Source organism: Flavobacterium commune (assembly GCF_001857965.1).
Taxonomy (GTDB): Bacteria; Bacteroidota; Bacteroidia; order Flavobacteriales; family Flavobacteriaceae; genus Flavobacterium; species Flavobacterium commune.
Map to the genome: position 1 here is coordinate 3,667,956 of NZ_CP017774.1, position 19,696 is coordinate 3,687,651.

The window sequence follows — 19,696 nt, forward strand, 5'->3', positions numbered from 1 at the left end:
ACTACTTAATAAAAATCCACATTTAGCGCTACTTTGATAGCTCTGTATTGCGGAACAGCATCAAAACTATTCAATACCCTTTGAATAGTTTTTTTTGTACCCAAAACCGAGGAATCCTGAGGAATTTTTATCATAATTGTTCTAATATACTCATTTCTGATTCGGTTAATAGCTGGTTCCTCGGGACCAAGAACCGGAATTCCTAAATGTTGACTCAAAACCTGATACAACCACAAAGATCCTTCTTTTAATTTTTCAAATTCCCGATGCTTCAAGGTTAGTTTTATAATCCGGAAATAGGGCGGATATTTATAAATCTTCCTGTCATACAACTGCTCTTTATACATACCCAAATAATCATTATTAGTTACTTGTTGTATGGTATTATGAAGAGGATTATAAGTCTGAATAATTACTTTCCCTTGTTTTTCGGAACGTCCTGAACGTCCTGCCACCTGAGTCATGGTTTGATAACTTCTTTCGAAAGCCCTAAAATCGGGATGAAACAACATATTGTCGGCATTCATAATTCCTACCAGACTCACATTGTCAAAATCCAATCCTTTGGCAAGCATTTGCGTTCCTACCATAATATCAATTTCACGATTTTTGAAGCTATCGATGATTTTTTCGAAACCAAATTTACCACGAGTCGTATCCTGATCCATACGACCAATTTTTCGCTCCGGAAACAACTGAACCAATTCCTGTTGAATTTGCTCTGTTCCAAAACCCTTAGTCAGCAAATCGATGCTGGAACAACTATGACAATTAGTAGGCTTAGCAATCGAATAACCACAATAATGACATCGCAGCTGATTTTTATGCTTGTGATAAGTCAAACTCACGTCGCATTGCTGGCATTGTGGTACATGTCCACAAGTCATACACTCTAACAAAGGTGAATAACCTCTTCTGTTTTGAAATAAAATTACCTGCTCTCCTAAAGACAAAGCAGTAGTAATTCCTTCAATCAAAACATCACTAAAATGCCCTGTCATTCTTTTTCGGAAATACTTGTCTTTTAAATCGACCAATTCGATTTCAGGCATCATTACATTTCCGTAACGCGCTTTAAGTTCGACTAAAGCATATTTATCCACAGTTGTATTATAATAGGATTCAATACTTGGCGTAGCCGAACCTAACAAAACTTTAGCTTTGAAAAAACTAGCCAAAACTATCGCAGCATCACGGGCGTGATATCGGGGTGCAGGATCTACTTGTTTAAAAGTTTGCTCATGTTCCTCATCAACAATTATAAAACCTAAATTTGAAAATGGCAAAAACAAAGCCGACCTCGCTCCTATTACTATTTGTGCTTTCTCCGAATTTTGCAATACTTGATTCCAGACTTCAACACGTTCATTATTATTGTATTTCGAATGAAAAACAGCTACTTTGTTACCAAAGTGTGCCTGTAATCTGGTTACCAATTGAGTAGTCAAGGCAATTTCGGGCAACAAATACAAAATCTGATTTCCGGTTACCAGATATTCTTCAATCAGTTTGATATAAATTTCGGTTTTTCCACTCGAAGTCACTCCGTGCAACAAACAAACTTCTTTTTTCTGAAAACTAATATTGATTTCTTCAAAAGCTTTTTGCTGTGCCTCACTTAGTTGTAATAGATTCGAATTAGATTCTCCTGAAAAATTTACTCTATCTACCTGAATGTAATATTCTTCAAAAATTTCTTTATCAATTAGGGCTTTTACCACCGCTGAAGTCACATTCGATGCTTCCACTAATTTTTTAACAGAAATAGGCTTTTTCTTCTCACTGGCACTTAATTGAAAATAAGTAAGTACAATTTCTTTTTGTTTATTGGCATTTTTTAAAACTTCCAATAATTCATTCAATCCCTCGCTTGATTCGTATTTAGAATGCAAACGAATGTATCGCACCAATTTAGGCTTATAACTTTCCTGCATTTCTTCCTGCAAAACCAGGATGTTCTTATCAATCAGTTTTTGAATAACAGGAAAGATATTTTTTTTGTTCAAAATCCCAATAATATCCTGAACTTTTAAAGAAGATTGTTGCTGTAACGCCTGATAAATCAAAAACTCATCATCCGTAAGTTGACTTTCATCCACAAAAACATCCGCTTTTTGCGAAATTAAAGTTTCATTTTCCAGCAACAAAGCACTTGGTAAAGCAGTACGATATACATCGCCAATGGCACACATATAATAGCTTGCAATCCACTGCCAATGTTTAATTTGGTTTTCGGTAACAATAGGTTTTTCATCCAGAATTTGATGAATTTCTTTGGCTTCGTATAAAGTAGGCTGGTTTTGATGCAAATCAATCGCTAAAGCGGTGTAGATTTTACTTTTCCCAAAAGGAACTGCCAGTCTCATTCCTTTTTGAATATAATGATATTCGGCTTCAGAAACACTATAAGTGAAGGTTTTGGCAAGAGCTAGCGGTAAAATTACTTCAACAAAATACATTTATTATCTCCTATTCTTTTAGTACTAAATCTTGATTAATTTTTTAGAATTTTACTCTAAGTAATTGTTTCTTTTCGCTTTTTTAATTTATTAATTACCTCATTCAATTCAAAACCAAGTAACAAAATCATACAGTTAATCCAAATGTAAAACATCACAATCAACAAAGTACCAATCGAACCATACAATTCGTTGTATTTTGAAAATCGAATCACCCAAACTCCAAAAAAATAGGAACTAATAATAGTTAAAACAGTAGTAAAAACCGAACCTATGGATATAAAAGACCGGGTTTCCTGATTTTTAGTTCCAAATTTAAACAGCACCGATGTGGTAATCAAAATCATTAAAATCAAAAAAGCATAACGTCCCATAACCATCAACGGGATTTTATCACTCAAAAAATCAGTTGCATTTAATTTTTGAATAAAAACTTCAAAAACAACGATAGTTGCCACAGTAACTATCAACAACAAAGCTAAAAACAGTGACAAACCGATAGCGACAAAATACTGATGAAAAAAACCTCTTTTTACCAAAACATGTTTCGAATTTTCAAAACCTCCTAAAATAGCATTCAAACCATTAGCCATTAAAAAAACAGACAATATAAATCCCGAAGACACTAATCCCGAATGACTATTATGAAGAATATCATTAACGATATTTTTGATTGCATAAAAAGTATTAGGCGGAACTCCATCAGCTACAAACTGTAAAAAATCTTCCTGAAAACCTTCTATGGGAATAAATGGAATAAGGTTCAAAATAAAAAGTGCAAAAGGAAATAATGCCATAAAAAAACTAAATGCAATAGATCCTGCACGGTTTGACAGGGCAGCTTCGGTAATCCCAATAATGTACAATTCTAACAAATCATACAGCGATAATCCACTGAGCCAATTGAGTTTTACTTTTCTTGCCCAACGCATAAAATTGCGTAACACAGGAATTTTTTCAAGCTTTATTTCTATTTCTACTGACATTAATAGTATCTTTTATCGAAGAAAATTAGTCGATTGCCTTTAAACTCAAATCCATATTATAAATAGAATGTGTCAAAGCACCCGAAGAAATATAATTCACACCGCATTCAGCATAATGACGAATCGTATCTTCGTTAATATTTCCTGACGATTCTGTTAAACTAGCATCACCAATAAAAGCTACTGCTTCCTTAGTCATTTCATAATCAAAATTGTCCAGCAAAATTCTAAAAACACCGCCTGCAGCCACAATTTCTTTCACTTCATTCAAATCTCTGGCTTCAACAATAATTTTTAAATCGCGATTAATAGCTTTTAAATATTCTTTGGTTTTGGCTATAGCCAAAGTAATTCCGCCTGCAAAATCAATATGATTGTCTTTCAACATCACCATATCATACAATGCAAAACGATGATTCTCCCCTCCTCCTATTTTCACTGCCCATTTTTCGGCCACACGAAAACCAGGAGTCGTTTTACGAGTGTCTAATATTTTAGTATTGGTTCCTTCCAGTAATTGCACATAACTACTGGTTTTAGTCGCAATGGCAGACATTCTTTGCATCGAATTCAACACCATGCGCTCGGCCTTTAAAATTGACTGGGAACTTCCCGAGACATGAAAAACTACATCTCCAAATTTAACCGGAGTTCCATCTTCTATAAAAGTTTCAACTTTCAAATTAGAATCCACATAGTTGAAAATCATTTTCGCAAATGCAACACCTGCAATAATCCCCTCATCTTTTACTAAAAGCTTTGCTTTTCCTTGAGCAGATGCTGGAATACAAGCCAGCGAACTGTGATCTCCATCTCCTACATCTTCCCTGATGGCATTTGCAATTAATAGTTCTAACTCGTTTTGAAATTGTGCTTCGCTAATCATTTTTTACTGAAAATTTTTATGTTGCTAAAGTAGGACATATTTTGTGGAATAGAAAATTTGTTTCCATTTCACTTGAATCAAACATTTGAGTTATTTTTTACCGCGGATTCACAGATTTTTATTAACATCAAACAATTAAAATAAAAACAAGCTCAAAACATAAATTACAAATAAATAAAAATTCTTACAAAAAGTAAATTAGCGAATCTGCGGTCTTTGCTTTAACTTCTAAATCTTTGCCTAGCCAATTTGACTAAAACTTATTCCGAAGACAAATCCGTTGAAAATATATTTTACTTTTGGAAAAAATAATCCAATTTTGCCAACAAATACAATCACAATGTCTGAAACAACATCTGAAAACGCCAAAATAATCGAATTGGTATCTCAATACATCGATCTTAGTGTTACTCCTTTCAATAAACCGGAAAGAACCGTTGTAAAAGTGGATAAACGCGACCCTATGTATGGAGGAAACGGAATTGTTTATTTATTGCAAATGTTTGACGAAGGCGAATTAACCAACAACCGCATTGGAGCCTATATGGTTTTCTTCAACAAAGGAGACGAAGCAGGTTTTCATACTCATGGAACTCGAAATGAAGAAGAGCTTTATATCGTGATGCACGGAGAAGGAGAATATACTGAAATGACAAAAAAAGAAGGTATTATTCGAAAAAAAACAATCAAAAAAGGAAGCATTACTGCCATGAGCGGCGAAGGCTTTCATTCGCTAATCAACACTACTGACGAAGTTTTAATTGTTTTTGTAATTACGACGAATAATCCCAAATAATTAAAATTATATCTTTGCCACTCCGAAAATCATCCTCAAAATGAATATCAAACTCATCGCCATAGGCAAAACGGATAATAAAGCACTGCAAACCTTAATTGACGATTATACCAAACGCCTGTCTTTTTACATCAAATTTGATTTGGAAATTATTCCTGATATTAAAAATGTAAAAAACTTATCCGAAAGCCAACAAAAAGAAAAAGAAGGCGAATTGATCTTGTCGAAAATCGGCTCAACCGATCAACTTATTCTCTTGGATGAAAACGGAAAAAACTTTTCCAGTGTAGTTTTTTCGGAAGAATTGCAAAAGAAAATGAATTCAGGAATTAAAACCTTAGTCTTTGTTATTGGTGGCCCTTATGGTTTTTCGGAAACTGTTTACGCCAAAGCACAAGGAAAAATCTCGCTTTCACTAATGACTTTCTCTCACCAAATGGTACGTTTGTTTTTTATCGAACAACTGTATCGCGGATTTACAATTTTAAGAAACGAACCTTATCATCATCAATAGCAGAAAGCTGGAAGTCAGAAGTTAAAAACACGCCTCTAACAAAAACAACAAACCACTAATAACCAATCACATAGACTCATATTTTAAACTTTCTTTAGCAGTCTTTTTTATATAAAATGCTTAACTTTATAAGGATCGATTTCAAGGTTTGATTCTAATAACTTATCAATCGTTATACAATCACCTCCTTTTTCAAGAAAATGTTTCCCATTTGAACTTTAAAACATTTTGTAATGAAACGTCCAATTTTATTTTTAGCTATTTTTATCATTCTATCAGGACTTTTTTCATGTGATAGTGATGATGGTAATGATTCTGATCCCACACCTGTTATCGTAACTTTTAATGCTACTTTAAACGGTTCAAGCGAAGTACCCGGTAATACTTCAACGGCTACCGGAACGGCTGTACTTCTTTATAACAAAACAAGTAAAATTTTCACTTTGACAGTAAATTTTTCAGGAATTACACTTACCGATGCACACATTCACAAAGGAGCCATAGGCGTTGATGGTGGCGTTGTATTTCCTATCACCGATTTAACTTCCCCTATGAATTATACAAGTATGACTTTGAGCTCCGCTCAAGAAGCTGATTTACTTGCCAATCTCTATTATGTAAATTTACATACTGCTGCATTCCCCGGAGGAGAAATTAGAGGACAACTTATTACCACAAATCCAGGTGGTGGTTCTGGAGGTGGTGGCGGTGGTGGCTATTAATAGCTTCTTTATTCTAAAAAAAAAGACTTTCTTTTAACAGAAGAAGGTCTTTTTTTAACTAATAAATTCTTTTCTAAATCATTCGATTTTAAAAAACAAATTCTTTTGGAGCGATTGGATTTACACTGTACAAATCAAATTTTTGAATTAAAATTTTATTCTGGATATATTCGTCATAAGACATATTTTTATCAAATTGAATAACAATACGAGGTTTTAAAATAAACCGAATACTGAAAAACTCTTGTATCAAATCTATTTTTTTTACATATTTCCCATTTAAAGAAACCAAATCACTGCCTTTCTTGAAAGCAATAACGAAGTCCTCTTTTTTAGGTTTTCCAATAGTATAATACACTTTTGTAAAAGGAATAAAAGCTATATTTTTTTTTATTGAATCAGCATACGAATAATAATTTTCCGCTTTTTCGTTCTTGTGCGCTTTTTCTTTGCGTTTTTTGTCTTGCAGTTTCATTACTTCAGGAATGACTAATTTCAAAGGCAAACGCTTATCGATATTCAGAATCCAATTGGTGGTAATAATGCTGTTTTTTCTATTGACTTCTGCCAAAGTGTCTTTGCCATTGGTCCGAAAAAAAATATAAATTGGCGAATGATCCTGTACATCACTAACTACTGTTTTATCTGATTTTGGGAGTAAAATATCTTCTTTATTACCACAACTAAACAAAAATAATACAGCAATAAGACTAAAATATTTCATTATTAAGAATTTAATTTTTCAAACAATTTTACACATTCAACGGCTGCAGCCACATCATGTACTCTTAAAATTTGAGCACCTTTTGTCAAAGCAATGGTATTTAAAACAGTAGTTCCGTTTAAAGCTTCATCGGCAGTAATTTCCAATGTTTTATGAATCATCGATTTTCTGGAAATACCAATTAAAATGGGTAATTCTAAAATATGAAACAACTCTAATTTTCGCATCACTTCATAATTTTGTGTTATTGTTTTTGCAAATCCAAAACCGGGATCTACAATCAAATCATTGATTCCTAAACTTCTGGCTTGACTTATTTTTTCTGAAAAATAAAGCAAAACTTCTTTTACAATATCTTCATATTCGGTCATGGATTGCATGTTTTGTGGAGTTCCACGCATGTGCATCATAATGTAAGGAACATTATATTGGGCAATAATTTCAAGCATTTTATCATCAAGATTTCCTGCCGAAATATCATTAATCATAGCCGCACCATTTTCGATACAAGCTCTTGCTACTTCACTTCTAAAAGTATCAATTGAAATTAAAATTTCTGGAAAATGTTTAACCAATAATTGCACAACAGGAACAATACGGTTCAACTCTTCTTCTTCCGATACATATTCGGCACTGGGTTTACTCGAATAAGCTCCAATATCAATAAAAGTAGCTCCTTCGGCAAGCATTTTTTCGACCTTAGCAATAATTTCTTCTTCGCTCGAATACTTTCCACCATCAAAAAAAGAATTGGGAGTTATATTCAAAATCCCCATTACTTTAGGTTGCGATAAATCAATCAGCTGTCCTTTGCAGTTAATAGTCATTTTTTAATCTTTATTTTAAAGTTGAATCCTTTTCCCTATTTTTGAGAAAAATTTTAGACAAATATACATCAATAATGAAGAATACTTCTCAAGAATACGATAAGGTAATTGCAATTTGTCGTTCCTTATTTACTAATAAAATGCAGGATTACGGTAGTGCCTGGCGCATTTTAAGATTGCCTTCTTTAACCGATCAAATTTTCATCAAAGCTCAAAGAATTCGAAGTTTACAGGAAAACGAAGTTCGAAAAGTAGACGAAGACGAATCGGGCGAATTTATCGGAATTATTAATTATTCAATAATGGCTTTAATCCAATTAGAACTAGGTGTTGTTGACCAACCGGATTTAGATTCCGACAAAGCAACGCAATTGTATGATGCCAAAGTAAAATTAACCAAAGAATTAATGGAAGCCAAAAACCATGATTATGGCGAGGCTTGGCGCGATATGCGTGTGAGTTCGTTGACCGATTTGATTTTGCAAAAACTACTTCGCGTAAAGCAAATTGAAGACAATAAAGGAAAAACCATTGTGTCGGAAGGAATTGACGCCAATTACCAGGACATGATTAATTACTCGGTTTTTGCTTTAATTTTAATGGGTTTTGTCAATAAGAAATAATAGTATATGAAAAATTTTATTACTCAGTTTTCAAGACTTTTTGTTGGGATTTTATTCATTGTTTCAGGATTAATTAAATTAAATGACCCGGTAGGTTTCTCCTACAAACTAGCCGAATATTTTAGCGAACCTGTTTTTAATCTGCCTTTTTTAGTGCCATTTAGTTTTTACCTGGCCTTATTTTTAGTTATTGTAGAAGTACTGTTAGGAATCATGTTACTCATTGGTTACAAAACTAAATTTACTATTTGGAGCTTATTGTTAATGATTGTGTTTTTTACTTTCTTAACTTTTTATTCGGCTTATTACAATGTGGTAAAAGATTGTGGCTGTTTTGGAGACGCTTTGCATCTTACGCCCTGGGAATCATTTACCAAAGATGTTGTTTTACTGTTTTTTATTCTCATATTATTTATAAACAAAAAACTAATAAAGCCCTTATTTTTTAATAGCAGCTTTCAAAATGCCATTGTTTTTCTGGGATTAGCATCCTGTATTTTTATGGCCTATACGGTTTTAAATCACCTACCAATAATTGATTTCCGTCCGTACAAAGTAGGAACAAACATCCAAAAAGGAATGGAAATTCCCGAAGGAGCGGCTATGCCTGTTGTAGAAATGAAATTTATATACAAAGTAAACGGTGTCGAAAAAGAATTTTCGGAAAACGATCTGATGAATCTTCCTGAAGGAGCTGAATTTGTGGATCGAAAAGACAAGATTATCAGCGAAGGTTACGTTCCTCCTATCCATGATTTCACGATGACAAAAGACGGTTCGGACTATAAAGACGAGTTGTTACAAGAACCTAAATTGCTAATGATTGTAACTTATGATTTGGCTTCAGCCGAAGAAAAAGGAATGCAAAAATTACAAAAGTTAAATCAGGAAGCTACTGCCAAAGGTTATAAAGTAATTGGTATGACCAATTCTTCAATTGAGGAAATCGAAAAAGCACAGAAAAAATACAATCTAAAATTTGACTTTTACAGCTGCGATGCTACTGCCTTAAAAACGATAGAAAGAGCCAATCCAAGTATTGTAATTCTGGAAAAAGGAACTATAAAACAAAAAGTACATTACAACGATATACAAGATTTAAAATTTTAAAAAAACAAAGCTCATGAAGACTAAAAATGGTATTTATGAGCTTTTTTTATGTCTAAAAAAGACTAAAAAACATCCCAAATAGCGGTTTTTAGAGAACTTTTTAGAATTTTTTTTTTAGAAACAATAATAATTCGTGCTCACTATTACGTTTTCATTTGTGTTTTTATAACTCTTAACGTTGTATTTGTTATTTTTAACGAGTTTATCCAAAAAAACTAAAACAGCAAACAGCAATCAAATTGTTTATTTTAACTTTGTTACAATGAAAAAAATAGAAAAAATTATCGCTTTTTTACTTCTTTTAGTCACTATTTCATGTACTAAATCGAATGCACAAAAAACGGAGTTTTCTAAAGAAGCTTTAGCAGAAACTTTATTAGATACTAGCGATAATCAAGTCGCTTTCGAAACTATTTTATCTAAAAATAAAGGTAAAAATACGGTAATCGAAATCTGGGCTTCCTGGTGTGGTGATTGTGTAAAAGCAATGCCAAAAATAAAAGAATTACAGGTGGCACATTCGAATACAAATTATGTATTTATCTCAATGGATAAAACCGCTGATAAATGGAAAGCCGGAATTGAAAAACACCAATTAAAAGGAGCGCATTATATGGCTAATGATCAAATGGGTGGTGTTTTTGCAAAAGCAGTGGATGTCAACTGGATTCCGAGATACATTATTATTGACAAAACAGGAAAAATTGTGCTGTATCGCGCTGTAGAAACTGATTTTGAAAAAATTAATGCTGTTTTAAATCAATTAGAAAAACAATAAAAGAATAAAATTCAAATATAACACTACTAAAATGAGAAAAAAGATTGTAGCAGGAAACTGGAAAATGCACAAAAACGCAACACAAACTAGCGAATTGTTAAGTGAATTAATTGCAAAAGTACCTGCAAATACTACAGCACAAATAATTGTTGCGCCTACATTTGTAAACTTGGCTGCAGCTGTAAATCAATTAAAAGGATCTAACATTGCTGTTGCTGCACAAAATGTTCACCAAACAGAAAGTGGTGCTTTTACAGGAGAAATCTCTGCTGATATGTTGACTGGAGTTGGTGTAAACACTGTAATCCTTGGACACTCTGAACGTAGAGCTATTTTTCATGAAACTGATGCTTTAATTGCTGATAAAGTAAATACAGCTTTAAAACATGATATGACTGTTATTTTTTGCTTTGGTGAAGAATTAAAAGACCGTCAGTCTAACCAACATTTCAACGTTGTAGAAAATCAATTGAGAGATGGTTTATTCCAAATTGATACTAAATCTTGGGAAAAAGTTGTTTTAGCTTACGAACCAGTTTGGGCTATTGGAACAGGTGAAACTGCTTCTCCGGAACAAGCACAGGAAATGCACGAATTTATTAGAGAAACTGTTCTTAAAGCTTTTGGAAAAGAAATTGCTGAGAATGTAACTATTCTTTACGGAGGTTCAGTAAAACCTGAAAATGCTAAAGAAATTTTTGGAAAACCAGATGTAGACGGTGGTCTTATTGGTGGAGCTGCTTTAAAAGCAGATGATTTTGTTGCAATTGTAACAGCTATCTAAGAAAACCTTTTTATACTATTCAAGAAAGCGGTAATTCATTTTATCGCTTTTTTTATTTTTCTGATTTTGATAAAAGAGAAATACTACCTTTGCAAAAAATTAAATCAATTATGTCAAATATTTATATCGCCTACCATTTTAGCATTGAACCAAAAGAACTGGGTTCTGAAATTTTAATTGCCGAATTAGGCGAATTAGCATTCGAAAGTTTTACAGAAACCGAAAAAGGAATTTCGGCTTTTGTACAAAAAGATTTATGGGACGAAATGATTCTTGACAATGTTAATATTCTCCATTCAGAAGAATTTGAAATTGACTACACTTTCGAAGAAATCGACCAAATCAACTGGAACGAAGAATGGGAGAAAAACTTTGAACCTATTGATGTAGAAGGAGATTGCCATGTTCGAGCTCCTTTTCATCCAAAAACCGATGCCGAATTTGATATAGTAATTGAACCAAAAATGAGTTTTGGAACAGGACATCATGAAACCACTCACATGATGATTCAACATTTACTAGAAATTGATGTTACCGGAATGAAAACCTTAGACATGGGTTGCGGAACTGCTATTCTTGCTATTCTTGCCGAAATGAAAGGTGCTCAACCTATTGATGCCATCGATATTGACAACTGGTGCTATCTAAATTCTATTGAAAATGCCGAACGTAATAATTGCAAAAACATCAGCGTTTATGAAGGAGATGCCTCTTTATTAAAAGGCAAAAAATACGATTTAATCATTGCCAATATCAACAGAAACATTTTGTTAAACGATATGCAAACTTATATTGACTGCTTAAATCCTAAAGGAACGTTATTATTGAGTGGTTTTTATACCGAAGACATTCCTTTTATAGATGCTTCATGCACTGAAAAAGGCTTAACTTATGTTAAAAAATTCGAAAGAAACAACTGGGTTTCACTAAAATACGTAAATTAGTACTCTGTTTATTATCAAATAATTAAAGTACAAAAAGCAATACAATGAGTACTAAAGAAAAAATTAGAGAAAGAGTAAGCGTACAGGAAACTACCACACAAAACAACGAAATTATTGTTTATAATGACGATGTGAATACTTTTGATCATGTAATCGAAACCTTAATGCGTGTTTGCGAACATACGGCTGAACAAGCTGAACAATGTTCATTAATTATTCATTACAATGGAAAATGTACCGTAAAAACAGGACTGATTACCAAATTAAAACCACAGTGTACACAGCTTTTAGAAGCCGGTTTAAGTGCCGAAATAATCTAATTAAACTAAAATTTTCTCCATAAAAAAAGCATTCGCCGAGACGAATGCTTTTTTTATGGAGATTTTTTTGTTTTTTTTTTATTGAAATTTAATCTATACAGTATTTTTATTTCTTTATCACGTTAACTGATTTTCGTTTTTCACCTTGACGTACTAAAACCAAATACTCTCCGGAAGGTAAATCCTCACCAAATGAAATAATTTCTTCATCTTTTGTCTCTATTCTTTTTATTAATCTGGCTAACATATCATATACTAAAACTTCCACTTTTTCCTGACTTTCACTATTTACAACTAGCGAAAATTGACTGCTCGATGGATTTGGATAAGCTATTACAGAAAAAGGATCAATTTCTACTTCTACTTCCATCACTTTACCCTTAGTTGCTAGTGAAGACTTCGTTAACAACGTTGGTGCTTCACAATTTGGAGTACATGTACCCAAGAAATCACCATGAGCTAAATGAGCCGCAACTGCAGATTCATCTACACACAACTCCTGACATGGATTTTTAGTATTCCCTGTTCTATGACAAAGTTTTACTTTTGCCACACCACTTTTACCAGCAAAACAACGTACATCTTCCCCATGAATAAATATCTTTTCGGTTGTTATTGTACATCCTTTAGAATCAGTAATAGTAGCGGTAAACCCAGCATCATCTATTAAACCAACTTTTATAGAATACCCCACAGCCGTTTGGACTCCTGTCGTTATTGTATATGGATTTCCTTGAGTATTGGATCCTGAAGAAGGCAATACAATATTGTAACTGCTAGTAGTTGCTGGCATAGTTATCGGATCTGGAATCCAGGATTCATCACCACTACTATTGATATAATTACTAATTAAACTACGATCCATAGTAATTGTTACTGTATAAGGTCCAATACCTCCTGATGGTATTACTGTAATTTTCGAAGTCTGATCTCCCGATAATCCAAAATAATGATTTGGATTGGTTCTGGTAAAAGTTGCTGTTATTTGAGAGTTTATCGTCAAATTAGCTGAAATATAGGTTTCATTATAATTATTACCATAAGTATAAGTTCCTTTATTAATAGCATAAACCCCGGCAGATTCTCCACTATTTCTTTCCAATTGTCCACTTACCGTATCACCAGAAATAATTGAACCGGAAGTTAACTGTGCTGTTAGTCCGGGATCACTCACTCCAAAACACTTGAACTTAGCATCGGCTGTAATCGTTATATCTCGTTTACCAATGGTTAGGTTTGCTACAACATAAGTCAAAGTATAATTACTGTTCAAAGCAACGCTTCCCTGAGTGATGGCATAATCCCCAACAATTTCTCCTGTATCTCTGCTCAACGAACCACTGAAAGAATCACCAGTCACCAAACTTCCTGAACTAATTTGATAAGTCAATGCAGGATCTGCTTCGCCATAGGTTTTAGATTTAGCATCGGCTGTAATAGTTATATCTCGTTTACCAATGGTTAGATTTGCTCCAACATAAGTCAAAGTATAATTACTATTCAAAGCAACGCTTCCTTGCGTAATGGCATAATTTCCAACAATTTCTCCTGTATCTCTGCTCAATGAACCACTGAAAGAATCACCAGTTACCAAACTTCCTGAACTAATTTGATAAGTCAACACAGGGTCTGCTTCACCATAGGTTTTGGATTTAGCATCGGCTGTAATTGTAATGTCTCGTTTGCCAATGGTCAGATTTGCTCCAACATAACTTAAAGCATAATTACTGTTCAAAGCAACGCTTCCCCGAGTGATGGCATAATTTCCAACAATTTCTCCTGTATCTCTGCTCAATGAACCACTGAAAGAATCACTAAACGCTAAACTTCCTGAAGTAATTTGATAAGTCAATGCAGGATCTGCTTCGCCATAGGTTTTAGATTTAGCATCGGCTGTAATAGTTATATCTCGTTTGCCAATGGTTAGATTTGCTCCAACATAACTTAAAGCATAATTACTGTTCAAAGCAACGCTTCCCTGAGTGATGGCATAATCCCCAACAATTTCTCCTGTATCTCTGCTCAACGAACCACTAAAAGAATCACCAGTCACCAAACTTCCTGAAGTAATTTGATAAGTCAATGCAGGATCTGCTTCGCCATAGGTTTTAGATTTAGCATCGGCTGTAATAGTTATATCTCGTTTGCCAATGGTTAGATTTGCTCCAACATAACTTAAAGCATAATTACTGTTCAAAGTAACGCTTCCCTGAGTGATGGCATAATCCCCAACAATTTCTCCTGTATCTCTGCTCAACGAACCACTAAAAGAATCACTAAACGCTAAACTTCCTGAACTAATTTGATAAGTCAATGCAGGATCTGCTTCGCCATAGGTTTTAGATTTAGCATCGGCAGTAATTGTAATATCTCGTTTACCAATGGTTAGATTTGCTCCGACATAAGTCAAAGCATAATTACTGTTCAAAGCAACGCTTCCCTGAGTGATGGCATAATTTCCAACAATTTCTCCTGTATCTCTGCTCAATGAACCACTGAAAGAATCACCAGTCACCAAACTTCCTGAACTAATTTGATAAGTCAATGCAGGATCTGCTTCGCCATAGGTTTTGGATTTAGCATCGGCAGTAATCGTTATATCTCGTTTACCAATGGTTAGATTTGCTCCGACATAAGTCAAAGCATAATTACTGTTCAAAGCAACGCTTCCCTGAGTGATGGCATAATTTCCAACAATTTCTCCTGTATCTCTGCTCAATGAACCACTGAAAGAATCACCAGTCACCAAACTTCCTGAACTAATTTGATAAGTCAATGCAGGATCTGCTTCGCCATAGGTTTTGGATTTAGCATCGGCAGTAATCGTTATATCTCGTTTACCAATGGTTAGATTTGCTCCGACATAAGTCAAAGCATAATTACTGTTCAAAGCAACGCTTCCCTGAGTGATGGCATAATCCCCAACAATTTCTCCTGTATCTCTGCTCAATGAACCACTGAAAGAATCACCAGTCACCAAACTTCCTGAACTAATTTGATAAGTCAATGCAGGATCTGCTTCGCCATAGGTTTTGGATCTTGCATCGGCAGTGATTTCTACTGAACGCAAGTCTATCGTTAAATCTGCTCCAACATAAGTCAAAGTATAATTACTGTTCAAAGCAACGCTTCCCTGAGTGATGGCATAATCCCCAACAATTTCTCCTGTATCTCTGCTCAACGAACCACTGAAAGAATCACCAGTCACCAAACTTCCTGAACTAATTTGATAAGTCAATGCAGGATCTGCTTCGCCATAGGTTTTAGATTTAGCATCGGCAGTGATTTCTACTGAACGCAAGTCTATCGTTAAATCTGCTCCAACATAAGTCAAAGCATAATTACTGTTCAAAGCAACGCTTCCTTGCGTAATGGCATAATTCCCAACAATTTCTCCTGTATCTCTGCTCAATGAACCACTAAAAGAATCACCAGTAACCAAACTTCCTGAACTAATTTGATAAGTCAATGCAGGATCTGCTTCGCCATAGGTTTTGGATTTAGCATCGGCAGTAATCGTTATATCTCGTTTACCAATGGTTAGATTTGCTCCGACATAAGTCAAAGCATAATTACTGTTCAAAGCAACGCTTCCCTGAGTGATGGCATAATTTCCAACAATTTCTCCTGTATCTCTGCTCAATGAACCACTGAAAGAATCACCAGTCACCAAACTTCCTGAACTAATTTGATAAGTCAATGCAGGATCTGCTTCGCCATAGGTTTTAGATTTAGCATCGGCAGTAATTGTAATATCTCGTTTACCAATGGTTAGATTTGCTCCAACATAACTTAAAGCATAATTACTGTTCAAAGCAACGCTTCCCTGAGTGATGGCATAATTTCCAACAATTTCTCCTGTATCTCTGCTCAATGAACCACTGAAAGAATCACCAGTCACCAAACTTCCTGAACTAATTTGATAAGTCAATGCAGGATCTGCTTCGCCATAGGTTTTGGATCTTGCATCGGCAGTGATTTCTACTGAACGCAAGTCTATCGTTAAATCTGCTCCAACATAAGTCAAAGTATAATTACTGTTCAAAGCAACGCTTCCCTGAGTGATGGCATAATCCCCAACAATTTCTCCTGTATCTCTGCTCAACGAACCACTGAAAGAATCACCAGTCACCAAACTTCCTGAACTAATTTGATAAGTCAATGCAGGATCTGCTTCGCCATAGGTTTTAGATTTAGCATCGGCAGTGATTTCTACTGAACGCAAGTCTATCGTTAAATCTGCTCCAACATAAGTCAAAGCATAATTACTGTTCAAAGCAACGCTTCCTTGCGTAATGGCATAATTCCCAACAATTTCTCCTGTATCTCTGCTCAATGAACCACTAAAAGAATCACCAGTAACCAAACTTCCTGAACTAATTTGATAAGTCAATGCAGGATCTGCTTCGCCATAGGTTTTGGATTTAGCATCGGCAGTAATCGTTATATCTCGTTTACCAATGGTTAGATTTGCTCCGACATAAGTCAAAGCATAATTACTGTTCAAAGCAACGCTTCCCTGAGTGATGGCATAATTTCCAACAATTTCTCCTGTATCTCTGCTCAATGAACCACTGAAAGAATCACCAGTCACCAAACTTCCTGAACTAATTTGATAAGTCAATGCAGGATCTGCTTCGCCATAGGTTTTAGATTTAGCATCGGCAGTAATTGTAATATCTCGTTTACCAATGGTTAGATTTGCTCCAACATAACTTAAAGCATAATTACTGTTCAAAGCAACGCTTCCCTGAGTGATGGCATAATTTCCAACAATTTCTCCTGTATCTCTGCTCAATGAACCACTGAAAGAATCACCAGTCACCAAACTTCCTGAACTAATTTGATAAGTCAATGCAGGATCTGCTTCGCCATAGGTTTTGGATTTAGCATCGGCAGTAATCGTTATATCTCGTTTACCAATGGTTAGATTTGCTCCAACATAACTTAAAGCATAATTACTGTTCAAAGCAACGCTTCCCTGAGTGATGGCATAATTTCCAACAATTTCTCCTGTATCTCTGCTCAATGAACCACTGAAAGAATCACCAGTCACCAAACTTCCTGAACTAATTTGATAAGTCAATGCAGGATCTGCTTCGCCATAGGTTTTGGATCTTGCATCGGCAGTGATTTCTACTGAACGCAAGTCTATCGTTAAATCTGCTCCAACATAAGTCAAAGTATAATTACTGTTCAAAGCAACGCTTCCCTGAGTGATGGCATAATCCCCAACAATTTCTCCTGTATCTCTGCTCAACGAACCACTGAAAGAATCACTAAACGCTAAACTTCCTGAACTAATTTGATAAGTCAATGCAGGATCTGCTTCGCCATAGGTTTTAGATTTAGCATCGGCAGTAATTGTAATATCTCGTTTACCAATGGTTAGATTTGCTCCAACATAACTTAAAGCATAATTACTGTTCAAAGCAACGCTTCCCTGAGTGATGGCATAATTTCCAACAATTTCTCCTGTATCTCTACTCAATGAACCACTGAAAGAATCACTAAACGCTAAACTTCCTGAACTAATTTGATAAGTCAATGCAGGATCTGCTTCGCCATAGGTTTTAGATTTAGCATCGGCAGTAATCGTTATATCTCGTTTACCAATGGTTAGATTTGCTCCAACATAAGTTAAAGTATAATTACTGTTCAAAGCAACGCTTCCCTGAGTGATGGCATAATCCCCAACAATTTCTCCTGTATCTCTGCTCAATGAACCACTGAAAGAATCACCAGTCACCAAACTTCCTGAACTAATTTGATAAGTCAATGCAGGATCTGCTTCGCCATAGGTTTTAGATTTAGCATCGGCAGTAATTGTAATGTTTCGTTCGCCAATGGTTAATAAAGCATTCGTTGGAGTTATACTATAATTTGGATTAGCCCCCAAAGTAACTTCAATTGGATAATTACCAACTCCTGAAAAATGAACTGCGGTGGTAGATAAGCTATAATCTAACTCATCTCCGTTAACTATACCTGTAACTACAGCGTCCAATGCCGGATTTACATCACCGTAGATTTTGGATTTTGCATTAGCAGTAACAGTAGCTACTTTTTTATTTATTGTTAAGATTGCTGATGTACTATTACCACTAGAAACTGCTAAATAATCACTATCTCCTGAAAAAGAACTGGAAATTGTATAGTTTCCTGAATTCAGTTTTCCAAGTGAGGGAACATTTGTTAAATCTAAATTTAAAGTTGCAACTCCACTAGCATTCGTAACAGCTGTACCTACTGAAGTGCCATTAATATAAAAGGCAATCGTTTTTCCTGATATACCAGTAGTTGTTTGATAATTGGAATAGAATGTTGAAGTCAATGTAACAGAACTTCCATAAAGACCTGTAACATTTGTTGCCACTAAAGCTCCATAATTAGCCGTAAATAGTACAGCATTCGCTGCTCCTCCTCCAGCAACAGTAAAAACATTTGAAGTTTGCTGACTTGTTGGAGATGAAGTTGATCCTACGCGTAAACTATAATTTAGAATTGAATAATTTACCGATGGTGATGGACTATAAGTTGGAGTATAACTATTTGCGGTTATAGCCTTATTATTAATACTTCCTCCAGCTGTTGATGGAGGAATAAAACTAGTGGTATTAAAAGTTCCATTACCACCACCGGTTCCTGAAATTGTATAATTAACAATCACACTTGTACTTAATGGAAGTCCTACTGCTGCAAATTGATACCCTCCATCTGTAAACAAAACTTCTGCACTTAAACCTGAACTTTGCCCTGTAGCTGTTAATACAAATGACACTCCTAGATGTTTTATATTAATCAAAAACTGATCATAATATATATTTCCATTTGCATCTGCTACAGTCGATCGATTATGATCACTGGTACATACCTGAGGTGTTTCATCAAAATGTAACAATACCGTTTCTCCAGGTTGCCAACCCGAACCTGTAACTATAACAGTATCTCCTGGTTGATAATCATCTTTATCAGTCGTGACAGTTGCCTGACTAAAAGCCACATTTGCAAAAAACAAATTGGCAATCAAAAAAACAAATAAGAAAAAACGAGATTGGGGTAGAATTGTTTTCATACGCGAGGGATTTAAATAAAAAAATGTATGCTAAATTGAATAATTGAAATCAATAGAATGAGGTTTCTATTTGTCTGAAAAACAATATTGTTTTTACTTTTATTTCATTTAATTCATATCTAATTTAGATACAATAATTTTATTTATT

At 34.6% G+C, this 19,696-nt stretch carries 15 protein-coding genes; 9 read left to right on the forward strand and 6 right to left on the reverse strand.

The window, feature by feature from the left end:
- Window positions 1–5: 5 nt before the first annotated feature.
- Genes priA through nadC form a run of 3 tightly spaced genes read right to left on the reverse strand, consistent with a single transcriptional unit; the run spans window position 6 to window position 4,331 of the window.
- A complete protein-coding gene (priA, locus tag BIW12_RS15290) occupies window positions 6–2,459 on the reverse strand; it encodes a replication restart helicase PriA (RefSeq protein ID WP_071185912.1) in 2,454 nt (817 codons plus the stop codon).
- A gap of 56 nt (window positions 2,460–2,515) precedes the next feature.
- Window positions 2,516–3,445 (reverse strand): YihY/virulence factor BrkB family protein, encoded by a 930-nt coding sequence (locus tag BIW12_RS15295; protein WP_071185913.1) that lies wholly within the window; start codon window positions 3,443–3,445, stop codon window positions 2,516–2,518.
- Window positions 3,446–3,470: 25 nt separating this feature from the next.
- Window positions 3,471–4,331 carry a carboxylating nicotinate-nucleotide diphosphorylase gene (gene nadC, locus BIW12_RS15300; protein WP_071185914.1) on the reverse strand — a complete coding sequence of 287 codons (861 nt, stop codon included), beginning with the start codon at window positions 4,329–4,331 and terminating at the stop codon, window positions 3,471–3,473.
- A 340-nt stretch (window positions 4,332–4,671) separates the two neighbouring features.
- Here nadC and BIW12_RS15305 point away from each other — a divergent pair, with 340 nt between their 5' ends.
- From BIW12_RS15305 to BIW12_RS15315, 3 genes are all read left to right on the forward strand, one after another.
- Window positions 4,672–5,127, forward strand: a complete 456-nt coding sequence (locus BIW12_RS15305; protein ID WP_071186483.1) for a cupin domain-containing protein — start codon at window positions 4,672–4,674, stop codon at window positions 5,125–5,127.
- A 40-nt stretch (window positions 5,128–5,167) separates the two neighbouring features.
- Window positions 5,168–5,641, forward strand: coding sequence for a 23S rRNA (pseudouridine(1915)-N(3))-methyltransferase RlmH (gene rlmH, locus BIW12_RS15310; RefSeq protein WP_071185915.1), 474 nt, complete (start codon window positions 5,168–5,170; stop codon window positions 5,639–5,641).
- Between the two features lie 233 nt (window positions 5,642–5,874).
- Entirely contained in the window at window positions 5,875–6,363 is a 489-nt protein-coding gene (locus BIW12_RS15315; RefSeq protein WP_071185916.1) for a CHRD domain-containing protein, read from the forward strand.
- An 88-nt stretch (window positions 6,364–6,451) separates the two neighbouring features.
- Here the strand turns inward: BIW12_RS15315 and BIW12_RS15320 are convergent, their stop codons facing one another.
- Window positions 6,452–7,087 carry a hypothetical protein gene (locus BIW12_RS15320; RefSeq protein WP_071185917.1) on the reverse strand — a complete coding sequence of 212 codons (636 nt, stop codon included), beginning with the start codon at window positions 7,085–7,087 and terminating at the stop codon, window positions 6,452–6,454.
- Window positions 7,088–7,089: 2 nt separating this feature from the next.
- Entirely contained in the window at window positions 7,090–7,914 is an 825-nt protein-coding gene (folP, locus tag BIW12_RS15325; RefSeq protein WP_071185918.1) for a dihydropteroate synthase, read from the reverse strand.
- Between the two features lie 74 nt (window positions 7,915–7,988).
- Here folP and BIW12_RS15330 point away from each other — a divergent pair, with 74 nt between their 5' ends.
- The 6 genes from BIW12_RS15330 to BIW12_RS15355 all read left to right on the forward strand — a co-directional run bounded on the left by BIW12_RS15330 (window position 7,989) and on the right by BIW12_RS15355 (window position 12,473).
- Window positions 7,989–8,537: a DUF1599 domain-containing protein gene (locus BIW12_RS15330; protein WP_071185919.1), complete on the forward strand. Its 549-nt coding sequence runs from the start codon at window positions 7,989–7,991 to the stop codon at window positions 8,535–8,537.
- 6 nt (window positions 8,538–8,543) lie between these two features.
- Window positions 8,544–9,647 carry a BT_3928 family protein gene (locus tag BIW12_RS15335; protein ID WP_071185920.1) on the forward strand — a complete coding sequence of 368 codons (1,104 nt, stop codon included), beginning with the start codon at window positions 8,544–8,546 and terminating at the stop codon, window positions 9,645–9,647.
- Between the two features lie 262 nt (window positions 9,648–9,909).
- Window positions 9,910–10,425, forward strand: coding sequence for a TlpA family protein disulfide reductase (locus BIW12_RS15340; RefSeq protein ID WP_394332087.1), 516 nt, complete (start codon window positions 9,910–9,912; stop codon window positions 10,423–10,425).
- Between the two features lie 31 nt (window positions 10,426–10,456).
- Window positions 10,457–11,209, forward strand: a complete 753-nt coding sequence (gene tpiA / locus BIW12_RS15345; RefSeq protein ID WP_071185921.1) for a triose-phosphate isomerase — start codon at window positions 10,457–10,459, stop codon at window positions 11,207–11,209.
- Window positions 11,210–11,319: 110 nt separating this feature from the next.
- Window positions 11,320–12,153: a 50S ribosomal protein L11 methyltransferase gene (gene prmA, locus BIW12_RS15350; RefSeq protein ID WP_071185922.1), complete on the forward strand. Its 834-nt coding sequence runs from the start codon at window positions 11,320–11,322 to the stop codon at window positions 12,151–12,153.
- A 44-nt stretch (window positions 12,154–12,197) separates the two neighbouring features.
- On the forward strand, window positions 12,198–12,473 hold the full coding sequence (locus tag BIW12_RS15355) for an ATP-dependent Clp protease adaptor ClpS (RefSeq protein WP_071185923.1): 276 nt from the start codon (window positions 12,198–12,200) through the stop codon (window positions 12,471–12,473).
- Window positions 12,474–12,579: 106 nt separating this feature from the next.
- On the opposite strand, the gene BIW12_RS15360 is transcribed toward BIW12_RS15355, so the two are convergent.
- Window positions 12,580–19,548, reverse strand: a complete 6,969-nt coding sequence (locus BIW12_RS15360) for an MBG domain-containing protein (RefSeq protein ID WP_071185924.1) — start codon at window positions 19,546–19,548, stop codon at window positions 12,580–12,582.
- Window positions 19,549–19,696 lie beyond the last annotated feature (148 nt).

Bases quoted from the DNA above. Each gene is read 5' to 3' on its own strand.
- priA (WP_071185912.1), bottom strand. From the start codon at position 2,459: ATGTATTTTGTTGAAGTAATTTTACCGCTAGCTCTTGCCAAAACCTTC.
- BIW12_RS15295 (WP_071185913.1), bottom strand. From the start codon at position 3,445: ATGTCAGTAGAAATAGAAATAAAGCTTGAAAAAATTCCTGTGTTACGC.
- nadC (WP_071185914.1), bottom strand. From the start codon at position 4,331: ATGATTAGCGAAGCACAATTTCAAAACGAGTTAGAACTATTAATTGCA.
- BIW12_RS15305 (WP_071186483.1), top strand. From the start codon at position 4,672: ATGTCTGAAACAACATCTGAAAACGCCAAAATAATCGAATTGGTATCT.
- rlmH (WP_071185915.1), top strand. From the start codon at position 5,168: ATGAATATCAAACTCATCGCCATAGGCAAAACGGATAATAAAGCACTG.
- BIW12_RS15315 (WP_071185916.1), top strand. From the start codon at position 5,875: ATGAAACGTCCAATTTTATTTTTAGCTATTTTTATCATTCTATCAGGA.
- BIW12_RS15320 (WP_071185917.1), bottom strand. From the start codon at position 7,087: ATGAAATATTTTAGTCTTATTGCTGTATTATTTTTGTTTAGTTGTGGT.
- folP (WP_071185918.1), bottom strand. From the start codon at position 7,914: ATGACTATTAACTGCAAAGGACAGCTGATTGATTTATCGCAACCTAAA.
- BIW12_RS15330 (WP_071185919.1), top strand. From the start codon at position 7,989: ATGAAGAATACTTCTCAAGAATACGATAAGGTAATTGCAATTTGTCGT.
- BIW12_RS15335 (WP_071185920.1), top strand. From the start codon at position 8,544: ATGAAAAATTTTATTACTCAGTTTTCAAGACTTTTTGTTGGGATTTTA.
- BIW12_RS15340 (WP_394332087.1), top strand. From the start codon at position 9,910: ATGAAAAAAATAGAAAAAATTATCGCTTTTTTACTTCTTTTAGTCACT.
- tpiA (WP_071185921.1), top strand. From the start codon at position 10,457: ATGAGAAAAAAGATTGTAGCAGGAAACTGGAAAATGCACAAAAACGCA.
- prmA (WP_071185922.1), top strand. From the start codon at position 11,320: ATGTCAAATATTTATATCGCCTACCATTTTAGCATTGAACCAAAAGAA.
- BIW12_RS15355 (WP_071185923.1), top strand. From the start codon at position 12,198: ATGAGTACTAAAGAAAAAATTAGAGAAAGAGTAAGCGTACAGGAAACT.
- BIW12_RS15360 (WP_071185924.1), bottom strand. From the start codon at position 19,548: ATGAAAACAATTCTACCCCAATCTCGTTTTTTCTTATTTGTTTTTTTG.